The sequence below is a fragment of the Ramlibacter sp. genome (assembly GCF_028291745.1).
GTDB lineage: Bacteria > Pseudomonadota > Gammaproteobacteria > Burkholderiales > Burkholderiaceae_C > Ramlibacter.
This window is the reverse complement of record NZ_JAQGNQ010000044.1, coordinates 1-20,962: the sequence shown is the minus strand read 5'-3', so window position 1 is coordinate 20,962 and position 20,962 is coordinate 1. Positions and strand designations below refer to the sequence as shown.

Genomic DNA, 20,962 nt, shown 5'->3' with positions numbered 1-20,962 from the left:
AGAAGGCCGTCGTGCGAAGGCCTTCCTTGCGTCTCAGCGCGCCGCCGCGCGCATCTCCTGCATGACGCGCGGCGTGATGAAGATCAGCATCTCCTGGTTGTCGCGCGTCTTCGACCGCGTGCGGAACAGCGCGCCCACGACCGGCAGCTCGCCCAGCACGGGCACGCGGGTCTCCGAATCGGACTCGGTCAGCTCGAAGATGCCGCCGATCACGACCGTGCCGCCGTTCTCCACCAGCGCTTGCGTGTGCACGTGCTTGGTGTCGATCGCGACGCCGGCGGCGGTGGTCTCTCCGCGGCTGTCCTTGCTGATATCCAGGTCCAGGATCACGTTGCCGTCGGGCGTGATCTGCGGCGTGACCTCCAGCTTCAGAGTCGCCTTGCGAAAGGCCACCGAGGTCGCGCCGCTGGCAGTTGCCTCCTGGTACGGAAACTCGGTGCCCTGCTCGATCAACGCCTTGGCCTGGTTGGCCGTGAGGATGCGCGGGCTGGACACCAGCCGGCCCTTGCCGTCGGCCTCGAGCGCCGACAACTCCAGGTTCAGGAAGCGGCCGGCCCCCGCGCTGAACAGCGACATCGCGATGCTGGCGGCGCTGTAGCCGCCCTGGCCGGTCGCCGGCAGGTTGACGAAGCTGGTGCTCGTGCTCGTGCTCGTGCTCGTGCTGGTGCTGGTGCTCGCGGCCGTGGTCTGTCCGGTGGCCGCGCTCACGGCGTCGTAGCTGTTGCCGATCGCGATGCTGCCGCTGCCCGTGCTCGCCGTGCCGGCTACGCCGAGCCTGACGCCGAGTGACTTGCCGAAGGTCTCGGACGCCTCGACGATCCGCGCCTCGATCAGCACCTGCCGCACCGGAATGTCGATCTTGGCGATCAGCTGCTGCACGGCTTCGAGCCGCGCGGGGATGTCCGTCACGAACAGCTGGTTGGTGCGCGGCTCGGCCAGCACGCTGCCGCGCGCACCGAGCACGCGGTTGGCGCCACTGCCGGCGGTGAGCTGCGCCGCGATCTCCGCTGCCTTGCCGTAGTTGAGGGCGAAGGCCTGCGTGCGCACGGGCTCCACCGTCTGGATCGCGGCACGCGCCTCCAGCTCCTGCTTTTCCTTGGCCGCGATCTCGTCGCGCGGCGCGACCCACAGCACGTTGCCCGACTTGCGCATCCCCAGGTTGCGCGCGCGCAGGATGATGTCCAGCGCCTGGTCCCAGGGCACGTCCTGCAGGCGCAGCGTCACGGCGCCGGTCACGCTGTCGGAAGTGACGATGTTGAAATGCGTGAAGTCGGCGATCACCTGCAGCAGCGAGCGCACTTCGATGCTCTGGAAGTTCAGCGAGATCTTCTCGCCGCTGAACTCCGCGCCCGCGGTCGGCTTGTCCGGATCGGCCCGCGCCTGTCGCCGGACCTCCACCACGAACTGCTTGTCGCTCTGCCAGGCGCGGTGCTCCCAGGCGCCGGTCGCCTCGATCTCCAGGCGCACCCGGTCGCCGGCCTGCCGCACCGTCACCGTCTGGACCGGCGTGCCGAAGTCGGCCACGTCCATGCGCCGGTGCAGGCGCTCGGGCAGGCTGGCCTTCAGGATCTCCACGACCAGCTTGCCGCCTTCCTGCCGGATGTCCGCGGGCATCGGCCCCGGCAGGTCGATGACGATGCGGCCCGCGCCGTCGGGGCTGCGCCGGAAGTCCAGGTCGGCCAGCGGCGCCACGGGCGTGCGGTCGCGATCGTGGCCGGCTTCGAGTGTCGCTCCTGCGGGCGCTCCGAGCGCGACGAGCAGCACGCCGTTGTCGATGCGCGCCTTCCACGGCACGGCGGCCCGCAGGTTCAGCACCAGGCGCGCGCGGTCCTCGCCGCTCACCACGCGGGCCGACCGCAGGTTGCCCTGGTCCAGCTCGACCTGCTCGCCCGCCATGCCGTTGGCCGCACCCGCGATGTCCAGCGCGATACGGGCCGGCGACTGGATCGCGAAGCCGGTGGGCAGTTCCGTCAGCGGCCTGGAAAACTCCACCCGCAGCGTCTCGGCGCCGCCCTGCGTGCTGGCCGTCACGGCGCGTATCGCGAGCGGAGCCTCCACCTGCGCCTGCGCCGCGAACACCGCAGCGGCCACCGCCGCGCCCATCGTCCAGCGCAGCCGCTGCATCCAATCCTGCTTCATCTGGCTTGCTCTCCATCGGGAAGAATGGATGGGCAGGCTAGGGAGCAATCGCGCAGGAAACGTGCAGGGACTGTGTCCATGCGTGCCGGTGTTGCGCGCCACGCGAAGCAAGGCGGCGCTGCGGCGCCTTGCAACATTCCTGCACATTCGCACGCGAGAATGCGCGCGCCTTGGCTGCATGCGCGTGCCGCGATGCGCCAGTTCTTGCCCCGATGTCCTCAGGAGCAGCAACCGTGAGCCCCTCGACAATGCCTCCCACATTGGCGCGCAATATCTGCGCAATGCCATCGCAGCATGCGGCCATGGCCATGCACTCCTCCCCTCCTTCTGCCCGCAGGCGCCGTCGTCTCGCCACCCTGGCGTTCGCCCTGGCCTGCGCCTTTGCCCCCATGGCGCACGCACAGGATGCGAGCGACCCGGTGGCGGCCGGCGGCACTTCGCCGCATGCGCCGACCCCGTGGTGGACGGCCTTCCACGAAAGAACGCTCGACCTGCTGCTGGCCGACGCCGCCTCGGACCGGCGGGCTGACGCCACCCAGCGGCTCGCGCGCCAGGCGCGGACCACCTCGCTGTACCTGGAAGCGCGCGTCTACAGCACGCGACTGGCGACCGCCCGCGTCATGCAGCACGCCGCCGCGCGCCAGTGGGCGCTGCTGCAGCAGCAACGGCAGGCCGACACCGACGTGGCACGTGCCGTCGCCCTGCTGGTGCGCGAGACGGCCGCGCGCGAACACCAGTTCACCGTGCTGCGTGCCGACAGCATCGTGGCTCTGGCCGAGTCGCTGGATGGCCGCTATCCGGCGGAGGCTCTGGCGGTGATCCTGGAGCCGGCCCTGGCCGAGCGGAGCCTGCCGGTGGCGGAGTTCGGCCTGCCCGATGCCGTTTCGGGACTGGTACTGCGCCAGCGGCCGGACGTGATGGCGGCGGAGGCCGGCCTGGTCCTCTCCGGCCGCGGCGGCGGGCTGGAGCAATTGCGGCTCGCCCAATACCTGCAGGCGCTCTCCGAGGAGATCCGGCCCGCCGAAGCCGCGGCCACTCCCGTGCCGGTGGCGGTGCAGGGCGGCGACCTGGCCGGCGTGCTGCAGCACGCGCGCCAGGAGATTGCCGGCCGGCTGGGGCAGCTCTCGACCCGCGGGGAATCGGCCAATGAACAGGCGCTCTACGTGCGCCAGCTGCAGGCTGGCTACCAGCAGGCGCTGCAGGACTTCAGCGCCGGCCACCTGGGCGAGCTCGAGCTGCTCTCCCAGCTGCAGCAGGTACTGGTCGAAGAAGACCGGCTCGCCGCGACGCTCGGCCTGGCGGGACTCGCCTGGATCGCCTTCGAGCAAAGCATAGGCGGCGCCGGCCAGGCCCGCACCAGCGATCTCCTGGGCGCCGGCAGCCAGGACGACTGAAGAATCCCGACCGGCTGCCTTGCCGCGGCGCCTGCCACATTCCTGCGCGGACACCAGGGCACGGGCGCCGACGGGCGCGTGGTCTTCCGCACGATCTATCCCGGCTGGTACGAAGGCCGCACGGGCCATCGCAGCGTTGGCAGCACGCCAGCGGCGATGGTGGGATGCCGCAGGCACCCGACCCTGCGGCAACCGTGAAATTCAATGCGCCGGCGGCAACACCGGCGCGCCCTCCACCGGCGTCAAGCGGCTGGGGACCGGCTGCGACTCCTGCTGCATCGACCGCATCTGGTCATAACGCTGCGTCGACACCGCCTGCGCGCCCGCCGCGTCGCGCAGCACCACCGGCCGGATGAACACCATCAGGTTGGTCTTCTTGCGGCTGCGCGTCTCGCTGCGGAACAGGTTGCCCACCCACGGCAGCGCGCTCACGCCCGGCACCTTCTCCTGGCTGTTGGCGTATTCGTCCTGCAGCAGCCCGCCCAGCACCACCACGGCCCCGTCCTCCACCAGCACGGTCGACTCGATCGTGCGCTTGTTGGTGGTCGGCCCGTTGGCGTTGCTCGCGGTCGATGCGTCGACGCTGGAGACTTCCTGGTACAGCGTCAGGCGCACCGTGCCGTTCTCGCTGATCTGCGGCTTCACGCGCAGCGTGAGGCCCACGTCCTTGCGCTCTATGGTCTGGAAGGGATTGACCGTGCTGCTGGTCGAGGAGGTCGATGTGTACTGGCCGGTCACGAAGGGCACGTTCTGGCCGATCACGATCTTCGCCTCCTCGTTGTCCAGGGTCAGCAGATTGGGCGTCGAGAGCACGTTGGCATCGCCGCTGCTCTCGAAGAAGCGCGCCAGCAGGCCCAGCACGTAGCTGCCGCCGATGTTGCGCGCCAGGCCGATGTTGAGGCCCGTCGAAGGCACCGAGCTGCCGGTCGCCGCGCCCGTCGTGAGCGAGATGATGTTGGTCCCGCCCACGCTGTAGTTGGAGCCCACGTAGCCGACGACGCTGCTGCTGGTCGAGCCCAGCAGGTTCTGCCACTGCACGCCGAATTCGGCCGCCTTGTCGGCGCTGACCTCCACGATCAGGCTTTCCACCAGAACCTGCGCGCGGCGGCCATCGAGCTGGTCGATCACGGCGCGCAGTTGCCGGTACTGCGGCTCGGGCGCGGTGATGATCAAGGAATTGGTCGCCGGATCGGCCTGGATCTGGCCGCCGGTGCTCGGTTGCGCCGAGGGCTGCACGGAGGTGGTCGCGGCGCTGCTGCCCGAACTGCCCGACGACGATGAGGAAGAGGAGGACGATGACGACGGCGGCGCCGAGGCCCCGACCGCCGCCATTGCGCCGCCGCCGCCCGCGCCGCCCGCGCCTGCCCCCGTCGCGGTGGGTGCGGTCGCGGCCAGCGCCGCCCGCAGCACGATCGCCAGCCGGGTCGCCTCGGCATTGCGCAGTTGCACGACGTGGATGTTGCCGCTGCCCACGCTCGCGGCCGCGGCATCGAGCTGCAGGACCAGTGCCCGCACCTGCGCCAGCCGCGCCGCGTTGGCGGTTCGCACCAGCAGGGCGTTGGTCTGCGGTTCGGCCACCACGCTCGTGTGCGCCACCGTGTCGCCCTGCCCCGCAGCGGCGCCCGCACCGGCGCCCGCACCCGGCGCGCTGGCGGACGCCGTGGCGGTGGACGCGGCCGCATCCAGCAGTCGCAGCACGGTGGTCGCGAGATCCGTTGCGAGCGCATGCTGCAGCGGAATGATCTCCACGCCGCCGGCATTCGGCAGGTCCAGCGCCGCGATGATGCGGCCGATGCGGCGCAAGTTGTCCGCGTAGTCCGTGACCACCAGCGCATTGGTGCCCGGGTCGATGTTGATGGTGTTGTTGGGGCTGACCAGCGGCCGCAGCACCGGCAGCAAGTTGGCCGCGGGCGCGAAGTCCAGCCGGAAGATCTGCGTGGCCACCTGGTTGCCCGCCGCCACCTGCTCCACCACCGTGCCGGAGAGCAGCTTGGCGTCCGCTTCGGGCACCACCTTCAGCAGCCCCTGCGATTGCACGACGGCATAGCCAGCCAGGCGCAGCGTGGCCACGAATTGCTCGAAGGCGGCGGCCGGCGGCACCGCGTGGTCGGTGGCCAGCGTGAGGGTGCCTTTCACGCGCGGATCGATCACGATGTTGGTGTGCATGATCTCGGCGAGCGCGCGCGCGGCGCTGGCGATGTCGACGTCCACCAGGTTCAGCGTGACGGGCTCGGGGGCGGAGCGGGCGGGCAGCGACAAGGTCGCTGCGCAAGCGAGCAGCAAGGCAGCGGCGCGGGCTGCCGGCCGCGAGGGAAGGTACTTCATGTTCATGGGAGCGCGCCAGCTTGCGCTCCCATGTGGCAGGAATCCGAGAGATGGACTCAGCCCTGCACGCCCACCTGCAAGGACAGCACGTAGCCTTGCGCGTTGCTGCCGCTCACCGTCGGCGTCTGCAGCGAGACGCCGTCGCTGAACACGTTGTCCGTCACCGGCGAAGTCTTCTCCAGGTTGCTGCTGCTGCCGGTGTAGCGCGCATCGGCATACACCGCCTGCGCCATGCCCGCGGGCAGCGCGATCTGCGAGGTCTTGATGTCGTTGTTGCCGCTGACGGCCTGCTCCAGGCTGGCGAAGACCTCGAAGTGGATGTGCGGCCAGCGGCCGTCGTAACAGGCGGGGGCTATGCTGTGGAAGGTGACCAGGCCTTCATCGTCCGTGACCTGCACGCCGCGCAGGTAGTTCTGGCCCGCGATCGCCTGCGCGTACATCGAGTAGCGGCCCAGCGCGTCGCAGTGCCACAGGTAGATCGCGCGGCCGGCGAGCGAGGCACAGCTCGCGTTGGTGTTCACCAGCTTCAGTGCGATGGTGAGCGCAACTCCGTCGGCGCTGCCGCTCGAGGTGCCGAAGCTCGCCACGATGTCGCTGCGCACGATGCCCGACTGGGTGAGCGCATTGGCAATGCCGCCATTGCCGCCGCTGCTGGTGCCGTCGCCGGGATAGCGCCCCGAGGTCTCGCTGGGAATCACCGCGCACGTGTTGCTGGTGATCGCCGCAGCCATCGCGCTGCTGGCGCTCGCGTCCATGCTGGCGGCGCTGACGCCGGCGGTGCTGTCCGCAGCGCCGCTGGATGCGCCACCCCCGCCGCAACCTGCCAGCAAGGCCGCCGCGCCAGCGCCCAGCCAGCGCAGCGCCGCGCGCCGCTGCTGCAAGCGAGCCAGGATTTCCAGGTCTTCGCGCAGCCCGTGGCCGTGGGCGATGTCATGCATCCTCGTTTCCTCCTCAATCCTGCGACGCGGCACAGCATCGCAGTCGATTGCGCAGGAATCTGGGAGGCTCAGTGCGGCTCGAAGCTGAAGCCCACGCCGTACACGGACCGGATCCAGTCGTGGCCCGGAACCGCGGTTGCAAGCTTGCGCCGCAGGTTCTTGATGTGGCTGTCCAGCGTGCGCTCATTCGCCTCGAGCGCGTCGGGATACACCAGCTCCAGCAACTGCGCGCGCGAGTAGATGCGGCCCGGCCGGGCGGACATGGTGGCGAGCAGGGCGAACTCCTTGGGCGTCAGGTGCAGGCGATGGCCATCCAGCAGGGCCGAGCGCGAGGCTTCCTCCACCTGCAGTCGGCTCGGCGGCGCTGCGCCCTCGTCACCCATGCGGCGCAGCACCGCCTTCACGCGCGCCACCACCTCGCGCGGCGAGAAGGGCTTGCAGATGTAGTCGTCCGCGCCCAGCTCCAGTCCGAGCAGGCGGTCGACCTCGTCGACGCGCGCGGTGAGCATCACCACGGGAACGCCGCTGCGCTGCCGGATCTCGCGCAGCACCTCGAGTCCGCTGCGCCCCGGCAGCATCAGGTCCAGCAGCAGCAGCGCGGGCGGCGCCGTCAGTGCCGCCTGCAGCGCGGCTTCGCCGTCGGCGAAGTGCCGCGGCTCGAAGCCGGCGGCGCGCAGGTAATCGACCAGCACGGAGGCGATGTCGTGTTCGTCCTCGACGACGAAGATGGTTTTCATGTTGCCTCGATGGGAAGCTCGATCTCGATCAGCAATCCGCCCAGCGCCGAGGCGTCGGCGCGGATGGCACCGTGGTGCGCCTGCACGATGGACCGGCAGATCGCCAGGCCCAGCCCCGAGCCGCCGGTGGCGCGGCTGCGCGAGCCCTCGCCGCGGAAGAAGCGCTCGAACAGGCGCGGCAGGTCCTGCGCGGCGGGCACCGGCGCGGAGTCCTCCACGCGGATGCGCAGGCGACTGGCTTCGACGCGCCCCGCCAGCACCACCTTGCCGCCGGCCTGCGTGTAGCGCGCGGAGTTCTCCAGCAGGTTCATGAACACCTGGCCCAGGCGCGACGCGTCGCCGCGCAGCACCGGGTCCTCCGCGGCCGAGAGCGCCTGCAGGGGTGCGATGCCCTCGAGCCGCACCTGCGCCTGGGCCAGGCGTGGCTGCATCGCATCGGCCACCTCCAGCAGCACGTGCAGCGGATGGACCTCCTCCATCGTGAGCGTCGCGGGGACGGGACTCATCACCCGCTGCAGGTCCTCCACCAGCGTGCCCAGGCGCATCACCTGCCCGTGCAGGCGCTGCGCGGTGCCGCCGTCGTAGACCCGCACGCCGTCCTGCAGTGCCTCGATTTCGGCGCGCATCGCCGCCACCGGCGTGCGCAGTTCGTGCGCCACGTCGTGCAGCCACTGCTGGCGCGTGCGCTCGATGCTGGCGAGCGCCGCGGACATCTCGTTGAACGTGCGCGCGAGCTGAGCCAACTCGTCGCCACCGTGCACCGGCACCTCCACCGCCACTTCGAGGCGGCCGCCGGCGATCGAGCGCGCGGCATCGGCCAGCCGCTGCACCGGCTGCAGCCAGCGCCGCGCCATGACGGCGGAGATCAGCAGCGCCAGCAGCAGGCCCGCCGCGCCCGTCAGCAGCAGGAAGGTGGATTGCTGCGCGACGAATGCGCGGTCCGCGCGCGTGCCCAGCCCCTCGATCGGCGCGAGCGCGAGATAGCCCACGGTGTGCCCGTGCACGTTGATCTGCTTGCGCAGCATGCGATCGCTGTACGGATGGCCGGCCAGCACCTGCGTGCCGTCGGCCGCCAGCAGCGCCATGCGGGTGTAGACGGAATCGGCGCTCGCTCGCGGGTACTGCAGCGCATCCGGCGGCGGCGGCGGATCGAGCCGCGGCGGCAACACGTCGATCTGGGGCTGGATGCCGCGCGGGCGCGGCGGCCGCCGGTCGCCCCGCCGGTCGCCGAAAGAACCGTCGCGATCGAACGGTGGCAGCACGCGGTTGGGCCCGCCGCCGCCGATGTTGAACAGCTGCAGGCGGTGCCACGCGCGCGGATCGCGCTTGACGAAGTCCCAGCTGCCTTCCGTGGCGTAGGCCTGCTCCAGGTTGGCCACCAGCCAGTCCAGCCGCGACAGCTCCACCTCGGCGACATAGGGGCCGATGCCGCGCTGCAGCGACAGGCGCGAGGACGCGACGAAGATCGCCAGCAGCACGAGGATCAGCAGCGCGAGCGCCAGGAAGAACTTGCGCTGCAGGGTAAGGCGCATCGCCCTATTTTGCCGGAGCACTCGCTCCGTCCCCCGGCGGCGGCCCGTCCGGCCGGGCGGCCAGCACGCCATCCACGGTCTGGCAGATGCCCGTGAAGGTCCGGCCGTGCCGTCCCTGGAAGCTCACCTTGGCGCCGACGGCCTGCCCCTGGCAGGCGGCGATCGCCTCGGGCGACGGCCCGGTCGGCCGGCCACCCTGCGGCCGTTGCTGCGCCTGCACGGGCATGGGTACCACCGGGATGGACAGCACCAGGAGGGCGGCGAGCGCGGTCGCCGAGAGGGGGCGGGTGTTCATGCCGGGCACTCTAAGGCGGCTTCAGGGAGGAATTTGGGAGGCGGCTCGGGTCGCTGCATGACGGATGTCATCGCGGGCTCGAGCCGCGACCCATGCCGCGACCGGGCGTGCCTAAACCGGACAGCGAGTCCGCTTCCGGCAGAGCCACACAGGATGTAGGAAAGGGCTGGCGCCGCGCGCCCTGGCCTTACCAGCCGTAAAAGCGCGGCCAGGCTTGCACCTCGCCGCCGGCCAGCACGGCGTGGTACTCGGGGAACTGCGCGGCGGTCGCACAGGCATGGTTCGGCAGGATCCGCAAGCGGGTGCCGAGCGGAAACCGCGTGGCGATCTCGCGATCGACCTCGCCCTGCTCGCGGCACACGATGCCATGCTCCTGGTTCGCGGCAGCGAGGACGTAGCCGGCCACGGGCTCGCCGGTTTCGGTGCAGACCTGCCCGTAGTGGAAATCGTGCTTCTGCTGCTTCGTGCCGCGATCACCGCTCATGGCCATCCAGCCCGCGTCGACGATCGCCCAGCCCTTCTCCTCCTGGTGGCCGATGACGGTCGTGAGCACGGAGAGCGCGATGTCGCTCGCTGCGCACACGCCCACGTTGTGCATCACCAGGTCGAAGAACACGTAGACGCCGGCGCGCACCTCGGTGACGCCGTGCAGATCCACCGCGGACAGCGCGGTCGGCGTCGAGCCCACGCTCACCGCAGGACACGGCAAGCCCGCCAGCCGCAGGCGCTCGGCGGCGCGCACGGTGCCGCTTCGCTCCTGCTCCGCGATTGCGCGCAGGGCCTCGGGCTCGTCATGCGCGTAGCTGGAGCCGGCATGCGCCATCACGCCGCCCAGAAGCGCGCCGCCCTCATGCAGGATGCGACCCACCTCGAGCAGCGCATCGGCCTCGGGCGGAATGCCCGAGCGATGGCCGTCGACATCGATCTCGATCCAGGCCTCCAGCGCTTCGCCCTGCTCCGCGCAGAAACCCGCGATGGCGCGCGCGCCGGCGGCGCTGTCGGTGATGATCTTCAGGTCGCAGCCCTGCCGCCGCAATTGCAGCACCTGTGGCAGCTTGGCCGGGGCGATCGCCACGGCATAGAGGATGTCCGCGATGCCGGCGGCAAAGAACTGCTCCGCCTCCTTGAGGGTCGACACGGTGATGCCCCGCGCGCCCGCCGCCATCTGCGCCTGCACGACCGGCAGGCTCTTGGAGGTCTTCACGTGCGGCCGGAACTTGACGCCGAGCGCCTCCATGCGCTGCTGCATGCGAGCAATGTTGTGCTGCATGCAGGGCACGTCGATGAGCGCGGCGGGGGTGGGGAGGTCGGGGATGGGAGTCATGGCGCGGTGCGTGGCAGGCGAGAACTATAGGGCGCGACCAGCCTGCAGGGGTTTTCCCCAGAGGAACCCGCCTGCGCCCGGCCTGAAACTCCGCGCCGCGAAAGAGCCGGCCGCACACCCGTGCAGCGCCCGATGACGCAAGGAGCAGGACACATGAGAATGGACCATCCGCAGAGCCCCGATCGAACCGGGTGCAGGGGCGCAGCGCGCCGGGTGCGGGGGCTACGCGCCGCCGCATGGACGTTGGGACTGGCGGCCTTGCTCCCCCTCGCCGCCAGTGCGCAGCCGCCCGCCGACGCACCCGCTGAAGCGCTCAACATGCGCCTGGTCGGGACCAACGACCTGCAGGGACGCACGGCCTACCAGCCCACCATCCACAAGCAGGGCAAGCGCTGGATCCTCTATGTGGGCCACCACGGCGACCGCAAGCTCAATCCGCTGACCGGCGCCCAGGAAGACAACGGCACGTCGATCGTCGATGTCACGGACCCGGGCCACCCGCGCTACCTGGCCCACATCCCGGGCGAAGAGGGCAAGGCCGAACAAGGCGGCGCGCAGATGGTGCGCGTGTGCAGCGGCTCCGACCTGCCCAAGGCGGACAAGAGCAAGTACTACATGCTGCGCGTGTTCGGCAACCAGTCGCATCAGATCTGGGACGTCACGGTCCCCGAAAAGCCCACGCTGCTGACCACGATCGTGCGCGGGCTCAAGGGCACGCACAAGAACTACTGGGAGTGCGATACCGGCATCGCCTATCTGGTCTCCGGCAATCCGCAGTGGCGCACCAACCGGATGACGCAGATCTACGACCTCTCGGATCCCGCGCATCCCGTCTTCATCCGAGACTTCGGGCTGGTGGGGCAGCAGCCCGGGGCCGGCGGTCCGGTGCCGATCCAGGTGCACGGCGCGATCTCCACCGGGCCCAAGGGCAATCGCGTGTACTTCGGCTATGGCACCAACAGCGACGGCGTGCTGCAGATCGTCGACCGCGAGAAGTTGTTGAAGGGCGCCAAGGACCCCACGCCGGAAAACCTGCTGGCGCCGCAGATCGCGCGCCTCGACATGCCGCCCATGCACGGTGCCCACACGGTGTTTCCCGTGCTCGGCGTCGATGTCCCCGAATTCGCGAAGAACTATCTCGGGCGCACGCGCGACTTCGTCGTGATCACCGACGAGGCGATCCAGAAGGAATGCCTCGAAGGGCGGCAGATGGTCTGGGTGGTGGACGTGAGCGCCGAGACCAAGCCTTTCGGCGTCGCCAACTTCACGGTGCCGGAAGCGAGCGGCAATTTCTGCGCGCGCGGCGGCCGCTTCGGCACGCATTCGTCCAACGAGAGCATGGCGCCGGTGTTCTACAAGCGCCTGATGTTCTTCGCGCACTTCAACGCCGGCGTGCGCGCGGTCGACGTGCGCAACCCGATGGCGCCCAAGGAGGTCGGCTACTACATCCCGGCGATGACCGCCAACACGGTGGTCCTGGAAACGCCGGCCAGCATGGTCAACGGCTCCGGTCCCAAGCTGCCGTTCACGGAGGCCTCGCAACGGCGCGCCATCCAGACGAACAACGTGGAGGTCGACGAGCGCGGCTACGTCTACATCGTCGATCGCGCCAACACCGGCCTGCACATCCTGGAGCTGACCGGCCCGGCCCGTGCCATCGCCAACTGGTCGGCGGCAGCGAAGGAATGAAGCCAGCCCGGCCCGCCGCGCGGCTCTCGGTCGCACTCGTCCTTGCCTGCGCGGCGCACGCCGCCGGCGCGCACGCCTTGCAGGAACGCTACGAGCTGCCGCTGCCCCTGCCCTGGGTGGCGGCCGGCGGCTGCATCGCCGTGCTTCTGAGTTTCGTCGGCGCCGCCTGGCTGGCACGCCCTGTGGCCGACGCAGCCGTCCCGCGCCAGCGTCGCCCGCTGCACCTTCCCACTTCCGCTCTGGGCCTGCTGCGCGTCGTCTCCGTGCTGCTGTTCGCAGTCACCGTAGCGGCGGCGCTGTGGGGCACGCAGGACCCGCTGATGAATCTCGCACCGACGATGGTGTGGGTCGTGGCCTGGCTGGGCGTGACCTTCATCTGCGCCTTCCTCGCCGACGTGTGGCCGGCGCTGGACCCTTGGCGCGGACTGCATGCCGGCGTGCTGGCGCTGGCCGGCTCGCGACGGTCGCGCCTGGAGCTTGGCGTGCTGCGCTGGCCCGACGCCCTCGGTTGCTGGCCGGCCGTTGCGCTGCTGCTTGGCTGGAGCTGGCTGGAGGTGGTGTATCCCATCGCCACGTCGCCACGGCGGCTGGGCGCGCTGCTGCTGGCGTGGACGGCGCTCAGCGTGGCGGGCATGCTGGCCTTCGGCAGGCGCACCTGGCAGTCGCGCGGCGACGTCTTTGCGCTGACCTTCGCGACCTTCGGCCGCATCTCGGGCCGGCAGCTCGACGTCGCGGACCCGCAGCCGGCGCGCGAACCGCACGGGCTGGTCGCCTTCGTGATGGCGCTGCTGGCGACGGTGATCTTCGACGGGCTGCACGGAGCCCCTGCCTGGCACGGGTTCGAGGCGGCGCTGCAGAAACTCAGTCCGCTTCCCCTCGACGTGAACGGCCATGCGGCGGGCACCGCGGGCCTGCTGCTGGTGTGGCTCGCGATCGTGCTGCTGTTCGAGGCGGCGATGTGGGTGTCGCAGCCGCGCGACGGACGTGCCCGGCTCGCATTGGCGCTGCTGCCGATCGCGGCCGGCTACGCGGTGGCGCACAACCTCTCGACCTTCGTCCTGCAGGGCCAGCGCGTGTTCGCGCTGCTGTCGGATCCTTTCGGTCGGCAATGGGACCTGTTCGGCACGGCGGCTTTCTATCCGGACGTCACGGTGCTCGATGCGCGCGCCACCTGGTTCATCGCAGTGGGCGCGATCGTTGCCGGCCATGCGGCGTCGGTGTGGCTGTCGCACCGGGTCGCGCTCGCGCAGGGTGGCTCGCCGCGGCGGGTCGCGCTGCGCTTGCTACCGCTGACGGCGCTGGCGCTTGCCTTGACCGCGACGAGTCTGCTGCTGTTGGCGAGTGGCGAACATTGAACAGAGTCGGGCTGATGACGAGCAGATTTGAACGCAGAAGGCGCAGAAGTTGCGCAGAAAACGCAGAAGGGCATCCATTTCCTTTGATTGCTTTTTCTGCGTGTTCGCTGCGTCACTTCTGCGTCTTCTGCGGTGAAATTGCCTGCACTCCCACATGACGCATGAAGGAACCCCATGACAAACCTGCGCAACGCCCTCTTCGTCTTCGCCACCTCGATCGCGGCACTTGGCCCCATTGGCGCCGCGGCGCAGCAGCCAGTGCAGGTGATCATCTCCGGCGGCTTCTCGGGGCCGTACGAGCGGCTGGTGCGCGCGTTCGAGCAGGCGAGCGGGGTGAAGGTCGTCACCGGCTCGGGCGCCTCGCAGGGCAGCGGACCGCAGACGATCGCGGCGCAGTTGCAGCGCGGCGTTCCGGCCGACGTGGTGATCCTCTCGCGGGAGGGACTGCAGAACCTGATCGCCGCCGGCCGCATCGCACGCGGTTCCGATGTGGACCTCGCGCGTACGCCGCTCGGTGTTGCGGTACGTGCGGGCGCGGCGAAACCCGCCGTGGCCACGGTTGACGAATTCAAGGCGCTGATGCTGCGTGCCCATGGCGTGGCGGTGCCGAGCAGCACCAGCGGCATCTTCCTCGCGAAGGACGTCTTCCCGCGCCTGGGCCTGGCCGACAAGGTGCCGCTGCAGGCCACCCCGCGCGGCGCCGAAGCCGCGGCCCTGGTGGCCGAGGGCAAGGCGGAGATCGCGGTGATGCCGGTGAGCGAGATCGTGCACGCACCGGGCGTGGAACTCGCCGGCGTGATCGCGCCCGAGATCCAGCTCAATCAGGTCTTCGCCGCCGCCCAGACCTCCACGTCCACGCAGCCCGAGGCGGCACGCAAGCTGATCGCCTTTCTGGCTTCGCCCGAAGCCGCCGCGGACATCGCCAACGGCGGAATGGAGCCGCTGGGCCGGCGGCCGTGAAGACGGCCGCGCGAGCTTGCGTCAGAAGCCCGGAACGACCGCGCCCTTGAACTCTGTCTGCACGTACTTGCGGATTTCCTCCGACTGGTAGGCCTTGACCAGCTTGGCGACCCAGGGCTTGTCCTTGTCCTGCTCGCGCACGGCCAGCACGTTGACGTAAGGGCTCTTGGCGCTTTCCTGCGCGATCGAGTCCTTGCCCGGGTGCAGGCCGGCCGGAAGCGCGAAGTTCGTGTTGATCGCGGCGGCGTCGAGGTCGTCGAGCGTGCGCGGCAGCTGCGCGGCTTCCAGCTCCACGAACTTCAGCTTCTTCGGGTTCTCCACCACGTCCAGCGGCGTGGCCTTGAGGCCGGCACTGGCCTTGAGCTTGATCAGCCCCTGGTCCTGCAGCAGCAGCAGCGCGCGGCCGCCGTTGGTGGGATCGTTGGGAATGCCGAAGCGCGCGCCTTCCTTCAGGTCCTTCAGGCTCTTGATCTTCTTCGAGTAGATGCCGATCGGGAAGTTGACCGTGTAGCCCACCGAGGTGATCTTGTAGCCGCGGTCCCGCACCTGCTGGTCGAGGAAGGGCTTGTGCTGGTAGCTGTTGGCGTCCAGGTCGCCGGCCGCCAGCGCCGCGTTCGGCTGGATGTAGTCGCTGAACTCGATGATCTGGATCTTCAGGCCATCGCGCTCGGCGATCTTCTTCACCTGCTCGAGGATCTGCGAGTGCGGGCCGGCGGTGGCGCCGATCTTGATCGGCTTGTCCTGCGCGAACGCGCAGGCGCCCGCGGCGGCGATGGCCAGGACCAGCGTGGTCTTGAGAAGGTGGCGCTTGTTCATGCTTGTTGTTCCTTGGAGAGAATCGGAGGGAGAAAGAAAATCATTTGTGCGAGAGCCGGCGCACCGCCCAGTCGCCCAGGCTCTGCACGGCCTGCACGAAGGCGATCAGCACCACGACGACCGCCAGCATGATGGCCGGCAGGAAGCGCTGGTAGCCGTAGCGGATGCCGAGGTCGCCCAGGCCGCCGCCGCCGATCGCGCCCGCCATCGCGGAGTAGCCGGTGAGGCTGACCACGGTGATCGTGAAGGCGGCGACGATGCCGGGCAAGGCCTCGGGCAGCAGCACCTTCAAGACGATCTGCCAGGTGGTCGCACCCATCGCCTGCGCCGCTTCGACCAGGCCGCCATCGACCTCGCGCAAGGCGGTCTCGACCAGGCGCGCCATGAAGGGCGCGGCGGCCACGGTCAGCGGCACCACCGCGGCGGCCGTGCCGATGGAGGAGCCGGTCAGCAGGCGGGTCAGCGGGATGATCGCGACCAGCAGGATGATGAAGGGCGTCGAGCGCACTGCGTTGACGATGCCGCCGGCGACGCGATTCACGCCCGTGTTCTGCAGCACGCCGCCGCGGTCGGTCAGGCGCAGGAGCACGCCGAGCGGAATGCCGATCAGCGCGCCGGCCAGCCCGGAGAGGCCGACCATGACCAGCGTCTCCCACAGCGAGCCGGCAAACAGCGCCAGCATCTCGGGACTGAAGTCATCCCACATGGGCCACCTCCTCCACCAGCACGCCGGCGCCGCGCAACTGCGCCGCCGCGGCATCGAGCCGCGAGCGCGCACCGCGGGCAAACACCGCCAGCGAGCCGAAGGGCTGGCCCTGCACCTCGTCGACCTGGCCATGCACGATGCTCAGGTCGATGCCATGCGCGCGGATCACGTCCGAGAGCAGGGGCTGATCGGCCCCGGTGCCGGCAAACGCCAGCCGCAGCAGCTGGCTCTCCTGCGCCGGCTGCTGCGCCATGAGGGCGCGGATGCGCGCCAGCACGCCCTCGGGCAGCGCCTGCGGCACGATCTCCTCGATCAGGCTGCGCGTGGTGGCGTGCTGCGGGCGGGTGAAGACGTCGATCACCGGCCCCTGCTCCACGATCCGGCCGGCGTCGATCACGGCGACGCGATCGGCCACCTGCTTGATCACCTGCATCTGGTGCGCGATCAGCACCACGGTCAGGCCGAACTCGCGATTGATCTGCCGCAGCAGGCCCAGGATGGACCGCGTGGTCTCCGGGTCGAGCGCGGACGTGGCTTCATCGGACAGCAGCACCTTGGGCCGGTTGGCCAATGCGCGGGCAATCCCCACGCGCTGCTTCTGCCCGCCGCTGATCTGCGCCGGATGGCGCTCGCGCAGATCGCCGAGGCCGACGAGGTCGAGCAGTTCGTCGACCCGCCGGCGGATCTCGTCGGGCGCGACGCCCGCCAGCTCCAGCGGCAGCGCCACGTTCTGCGCCACGGTGCGGGACGACAGCAGGTTGAAGTGCTGGAAGATCAGGCCGATCTCGCGCCGCGCCTCGCGCAGCTGCGCCGGCTGCAAGGTCGTCAGATCGCGGCCGGCGACGATCACCTGGCCGGCGCTTGGCCGGTTCAACAGGTTGATCGTGCGCACCAGCGAACTCTTGCCGGCGCCGCTGCGGCCGATGATGCCGAAGACTTCTCCGGTGGCGATGTCCAGGTCGACGCCGCGCAATGCGGTGTGCGCGCCGTAGGCCTGGGTGACGCCTCGTAGTTGGATCATGGAATGTCTGGGTAAGGGCGCGAACGACGCCGCACGATCCGCGCACTGCACGCGGAAGGCGGCGGCAAGAAAAGGGGAAAGGGCCGGAGCGCTGCGCGCTCAGCGGCTACAGCGCGCGCATCGGCGCATGGCGACAAATCAGGAGAGCGGACCTCATGCCCTGCATTGTCGCGCAGCGCACTGCGGCAAGCCAACGAACAAAAACTTGGATGCATATGCACCCGCTGGCGCCGTGGAGGCGATCACCACCCCAGGCCGAAGCGCAGCAGCAGCATCACGCCGGTGCCGCACACGATGGTGCCGAACAGGTCCTTGCGCCACAGGAAAAAGGCCAGGCCGGCCAGCGCACCGAAGATCCGCGCATCGCGCAGGGTGTGGATCACGTGCCCTTGCGTCATCAGGATCTCGGGCGCCACCACCGCGGTCAGCGCGGCGATGGGTGCGTAGCGCAGGCCTTCGCGCAGCCAGTGCGGCATCGGCAGATCCTGCTTCGGCAGCAGGAAGAAGGAGCGGAACAGCAGCGTGATGGCGGCCATGCCGAGGATGGTGAAGAAGGTCTCGAGGGAACTCATGACGGCGTGCGCGAAGAGGCTGGCGGGCGGGCATGTTGCGCCAGCACACCGACGGCGATGGCCGCCGCGATCGCAACCACGATGTTCAGCCGCAGCGGCAGGCTGTACGCGGCGATGGCGGCGCACGCGGCAACGGCGGCAGCGACCCAGGTGGCGCGATTGCGCAGTTGCGTGCAGGTGAGTGCCAGCAAGGCCATCGTGCCCGCGAAGCCGATGCCCCATTCCGGCGGGATCGCACGGCCGGCCACGATGCCTGTGAGGACCGCGATCTGCCACATCCCGTAGTTCACCACCGAGGCGCCCCAGAAGTAGTCCTCCTGCTCCCGACCGGGCACCGGCTCGGGGAAGCGGCGCAGGAAGATCGCGAAGATCGTGTCGCCCATGAAGTAGCTCAGGACGATGCGCCGGCCGCGCGGCAGGTGCGCGAAGTAGGGCCGGTACTGGAAGCTGAAGACCATGAAGCGCAGGTTGACGCAGGCCACCGTCGCCCACACCACCCACATGGGCGCGGCGCTGGCGATCAGGGGCAGCGCCGCCACCTGCGACGAGCCGGCCGACACCAGCACCGACATCAGGATGGCCATCCACATGCCCATGCCGCTCTTGGCCATGGCCACGCCGGCGATCAGGCCCCAGGCCGCGATGCCGATCGACATCGGCACGCATTCGCGCAGGCCCTCGCGGAACATCGGCCGGCGCGCGGTGGCCGCGGCCCGTAGCCGCCAGCTGCCGATGCGGTGCATCACATCCAATCCTCCACCCCCATGGGACCGGATTGTCCACCAGAGCCCGGCACCGGCCGTGCGGCTATCGAACAGTTACGTGCGCGCCGCCCTGCTCCATGCCCTTGGAGCGGATCGCAGCGGCGGCTTCGGGACCGCGCAGGAAAGCGAGGAACTGCAGCACCGCCTGCGAGGGCTGCTCCCCGGCGGGCGTGCCCGCGACGAAGGTCGTGTAGTTCTGTACCGCGGCCGGCAATGGGCCGGCGTATTGCGCGCCGGCCTTGCCGACGATTTCGCCGGTCTGCGTCATCCCGAGCGCACCGGGCCCCTGGGCGAGCGTCACCTCGGTCACGTCGCCCCCGGCCGCCAGCGTGATCTGCTGGCGCAGCTTGTCGGCGATACCGAGATCGCGCAGCACGCGCCCGATGTGCACGCCGGCCGCGCCGCCCCGCACGGGATCGGCATAGACCACCACCTTGGCAGCGAGAAGGGCCGCTTTCAGGTCGTCGCTGGAAGCCATGGGCGGCGGCGCACTGCCGGCCGGCACGACGACACCGATCCCGGTGGTGCAGATGGTCACCTGGCTCGCGGCGTCTATGCGCGCGCGTTGCACCAGTTCGGGAAACGACAGGGTCGAGCCGATCACGACGTCGGCGCGCTCGCCCGCCAGCACGCGGCCGGAGATGCCGCCGATCGTGCCGTAGGCGATGCGCAGCTTGTGGCCGGAAGTGCGCTCGAAGTCACCGCCGATCTCCTTGAAGACCGATTGCATGGCGGCCGCCGAAAGCAGCCGGATCTCGTCGGCCAGCGCCGGCCCGCTGGCGACCGTGGCGCAGGTGAGCGCGATGGCAGCGCAGATTCGAGGAACGGGATACCGCATGGGAGCACCTCCAGTCAGTGGACGGGTGCGCCGCGGCGGCGGGCGGACAGAGCTGCGGCACGAGCGCGCCGGCTCGCCTGCGACAGTGCCCGCGCCGCACGCGCGACGCCCGCAGGATTGGACGAGCACCGTCTTGAAGGGGGGATCCCGGGGGTCCTGCCTACCCCCGCGAAGAGGCTACTCCCGCGCGCAAGCGGCGGCAAAGCCGCCGGTCCGCCGACCGCTGCACGCACGCCGGTGGCTTGGTTGTGGCGGCGATGCCGCGTTGGCACCCGCCCGGCATCACTCTCTGTCGGCCTTGCGCCCCCGCCTCGGTATATTGCACAGCGGGGCGGCGGTCCATCATGCGCCGCTCCGCCGGATGTCCAACCTGATCACCCTCCTCGTGCGCCGCGGCCGGGAAGAACGCCTGCCGCAGGGCGCTGGCGGCCTGACCTTCACGACGCTGCTCTCCCTGGTGCCGCTGCTGGCGGTGAGCTTCGCCCTGTTCACGCGCATCCCGGTGCTGCGCGGCGCCGGCGAAACATTGCGCGACGCCTTGCTGCGCGGCCTGCTGCCGGCCGGCATCGTGAAGGCCGTGGCGCAGCACCTGGCCCAGTGGGCCGGGAATGCGGGCGGCCTCACGCTGGTGGGATCGCTGTTCCTGCTGCTGTCGGCACTCGGTCTGCTGCTGAACGTGGAGAACACCCTCAACCGCATCTGGCAGGTGAAGAAGCCGCGCATGCTGCTGCGCCGACTGGCCCTGCACATCGTGCTGCTGCTCACCGTGCCCGTGCTCCTCGGCGCCAGCCTCTGGGCCACCTCCGCGCTGCTGGTGTCCAGCGCGAGCCTCGCAGCGCGCGAGCCCTGGTTGCAGCAGGCGATCAACCTGGGCCCCGTGCTGCTGGGGGCCGTCGGCTTTGCCTGCCTGTTCCGCTTCGTGCCGAACGCGCCCGTGCGCAAGCGGGAAGCGATCGTCGGCGGCGTGCTGGCGGCGGCGGCGTTCGAACTGGGCAAGCGTGGCTTCGCGCTGTACCTGGCCACCGTGCCCACCTACCGCACGGTCTACGGCGCTTTCGCGCCCGTGCTCGCCTTCCTCGTGTGGGTGTACTACTCGTGGCTGGTCACGCTGGCCGCGGCGCTGGTGAGTGCGAGCCTGGCGCCCAAGGGCAAGGCCCGCTCGCGGCGGGGCTCGACGAAAGCCGCCACTCCACGCCAGCCGTGAAGCGTCAAGCGCCTGTTTCTTGACTGGTTGTGCGTGCTCGACGCGCTTGCGTTCAGCCTATGTCTGGCCGACCGACTCTCAGCCGCGCGTGCATGCGAACACGATCAAGGTCCAAACGAGAAGGGACAGCAAACCTCCTGACCAGAAGCTGCGATTCGCCAGCATGCCGCGGCCGTCATCGACTTCGTGCGACGGGGCGTCCTCCATCCGGCCCGCAGACGGGTAAGGAGGGTCAAACACCGGCAGGTCGGCGTCTCGGGTTGCGAGTTGGGACATGATCGATCTTCAAGCGGTTGGCAGTCCGGCCGCAGTACAACACTCGGCCAACGCAAACATTCGCCACGATCTTTGCA

Annotated in this window: 18 protein-coding genes; 5 read left to right on the top strand and 13 right to left on the bottom strand. The window is 70.0% G+C overall.

The genetic code is table 11. The annotated features are described in order from the left end of the window. Positions 1-33: 33 nt before the first annotated feature. Positions 34-2,103: a type IV pilus secretin PilQ gene (gene pilQ, locus JWP60_RS06485; protein ID WP_299788084.1), complete on the bottom strand. Its 2,070-nt coding sequence runs from the start codon at positions 2,101-2,103 to the stop codon at positions 34-36. A 425-nt stretch (positions 2,104-2,528) separates the two neighbouring features. Here pilQ and JWP60_RS06480 point away from each other — a divergent pair, with 425 nt between their 5' ends. Beyond that, positions 2,529-3,533: a hypothetical protein gene (locus JWP60_RS06480; protein ID WP_299788018.1), complete on the top strand. Its 1,005-nt coding sequence runs from the start codon at positions 2,529-2,531 to the stop codon at positions 3,531-3,533. A gap of 201 nt (positions 3,534-3,734) precedes the next feature. On the opposite strand, the gene gspD is transcribed toward JWP60_RS06480, so the two are convergent. The 6 genes from gspD to JWP60_RS06450 all read right to left on the bottom strand — a co-directional run bounded on the left by gspD (position 3,735) and on the right by JWP60_RS06450 (position 10,684). Next, complete coding sequence (gene gspD, locus JWP60_RS06475) at positions 3,735-5,858, bottom strand: type II secretion system secretin GspD (protein ID WP_299788015.1); 2,124 nt, start codon at positions 5,856-5,858, stop codon at positions 3,735-3,737. Between the two features lie 56 nt (positions 5,859-5,914). After that, positions 5,915-6,796 (bottom strand): intradiol ring-cleavage dioxygenase, encoded by an 882-nt coding sequence (locus tag JWP60_RS06470; protein WP_299788012.1) that lies wholly within the window; start codon positions 6,794-6,796, stop codon positions 5,915-5,917. A 68-nt stretch (positions 6,797-6,864) separates the two neighbouring features. Next, positions 6,865-7,533, bottom strand: coding sequence for a response regulator (locus tag JWP60_RS06465; protein WP_299788009.1), 669 nt, complete (start codon positions 7,531-7,533; stop codon positions 6,865-6,867). Further along, entirely contained in the window at positions 7,530-9,065 is a 1,536-nt protein-coding gene (locus JWP60_RS06460) for an ATP-binding protein (RefSeq protein ID WP_299788006.1), read from the bottom strand. The genes JWP60_RS06465 and JWP60_RS06460 overlap by 4 nt, the downstream gene beginning before the upstream one ends. A 4-nt stretch (positions 9,066-9,069) precedes the next feature. Then, positions 9,070-9,360: a hypothetical protein gene (locus tag JWP60_RS06455; protein WP_299788003.1), complete on the bottom strand. Its 291-nt coding sequence runs from the start codon at positions 9,358-9,360 to the stop codon at positions 9,070-9,072. Between the two features lie 187 nt (positions 9,361-9,547). Continuing rightward, positions 9,548-10,684: a DSD1 family PLP-dependent enzyme gene (locus JWP60_RS06450; RefSeq protein WP_299788000.1), complete on the bottom strand. Its 1,137-nt coding sequence runs from the start codon at positions 10,682-10,684 to the stop codon at positions 9,548-9,550. Between the two features lie 258 nt (positions 10,685-10,942). On the opposite strand from JWP60_RS06450, the gene JWP60_RS06445 reads away from it, so the two are divergent. From JWP60_RS06445 to JWP60_RS06435, 3 genes are all read left to right on the top strand, one after another. After that, complete coding sequence (locus JWP60_RS06445; protein ID WP_299787997.1) at positions 10,943-12,373, top strand: hypothetical protein; 1,431 nt, start codon at positions 10,943-10,945, stop codon at positions 12,371-12,373. Continuing rightward, positions 12,370-13,728, top strand: coding sequence for a hypothetical protein (locus JWP60_RS06440; protein WP_299787994.1), 1,359 nt, complete (start codon positions 12,370-12,372; stop codon positions 13,726-13,728). The genes JWP60_RS06445 and JWP60_RS06440 overlap by 4 nt, the downstream gene beginning before the upstream one ends. Before the next feature lie 174 nt (positions 13,729-13,902). Further along, on the top strand, positions 13,903-14,688 hold the full coding sequence (locus tag JWP60_RS06435; protein ID WP_299787991.1) for a substrate-binding domain-containing protein: 786 nt from the start codon (positions 13,903-13,905) through the stop codon (positions 14,686-14,688). Positions 14,689-14,709: 21 nt separating this feature from the next. On the opposite strand, the gene JWP60_RS06430 is transcribed toward JWP60_RS06435, so the two are convergent. The 6 genes from JWP60_RS06430 to JWP60_RS06405 form a co-directional block, all read right to left on the bottom strand. Next, on the bottom strand, positions 14,710-15,504 hold the full coding sequence (locus JWP60_RS06430) for a MetQ/NlpA family ABC transporter substrate-binding protein (RefSeq protein WP_299787988.1): 795 nt from the start codon (positions 15,502-15,504) through the stop codon (positions 14,710-14,712). Positions 15,505-15,544: 40 nt separating this feature from the next. Beyond that, positions 15,545-16,210, bottom strand: a complete 666-nt coding sequence (locus tag JWP60_RS06425; protein WP_299787985.1) for a methionine ABC transporter permease — start codon at positions 16,208-16,210, stop codon at positions 15,545-15,547. After that, positions 16,200-17,231 (bottom strand): methionine ABC transporter ATP-binding protein, encoded by a 1,032-nt coding sequence (locus tag JWP60_RS06420; RefSeq protein WP_299787982.1) that lies wholly within the window; start codon positions 17,229-17,231, stop codon positions 16,200-16,202. Before JWP60_RS06420 ends, JWP60_RS06425 begins: the two co-directional genes overlap by 11 nt. Before the next feature lie 242 nt (positions 17,232-17,473). Then, entirely contained in the window at positions 17,474-17,803 is a 330-nt protein-coding gene (locus JWP60_RS06415; RefSeq protein ID WP_299787979.1) for an AzlD domain-containing protein, read from the bottom strand. Next, positions 17,800-18,546 (bottom strand): AzlC family ABC transporter permease, encoded by a 747-nt coding sequence (locus JWP60_RS06410; protein ID WP_299787976.1) that lies wholly within the window; start codon positions 18,544-18,546, stop codon positions 17,800-17,802. Before JWP60_RS06410 ends, JWP60_RS06415 begins: the two co-directional genes overlap by 4 nt. 64 nt (positions 18,547-18,610) lie before the next feature. Next, positions 18,611-19,405, bottom strand: a complete 795-nt coding sequence (locus JWP60_RS06405; RefSeq protein ID WP_299787974.1) for a substrate-binding domain-containing protein — start codon at positions 19,403-19,405, stop codon at positions 18,611-18,613. A gap of 361 nt (positions 19,406-19,766) precedes the next feature. Between JWP60_RS06405 and JWP60_RS06400 the strand changes: the two genes are divergently transcribed. Further along, positions 19,767-20,609, top strand: a complete 843-nt coding sequence (locus tag JWP60_RS06400; protein WP_299787971.1) for a YihY family inner membrane protein — start codon at positions 19,767-19,769, stop codon at positions 20,607-20,609. Positions 20,610-20,962 lie beyond the last annotated feature (353 nt).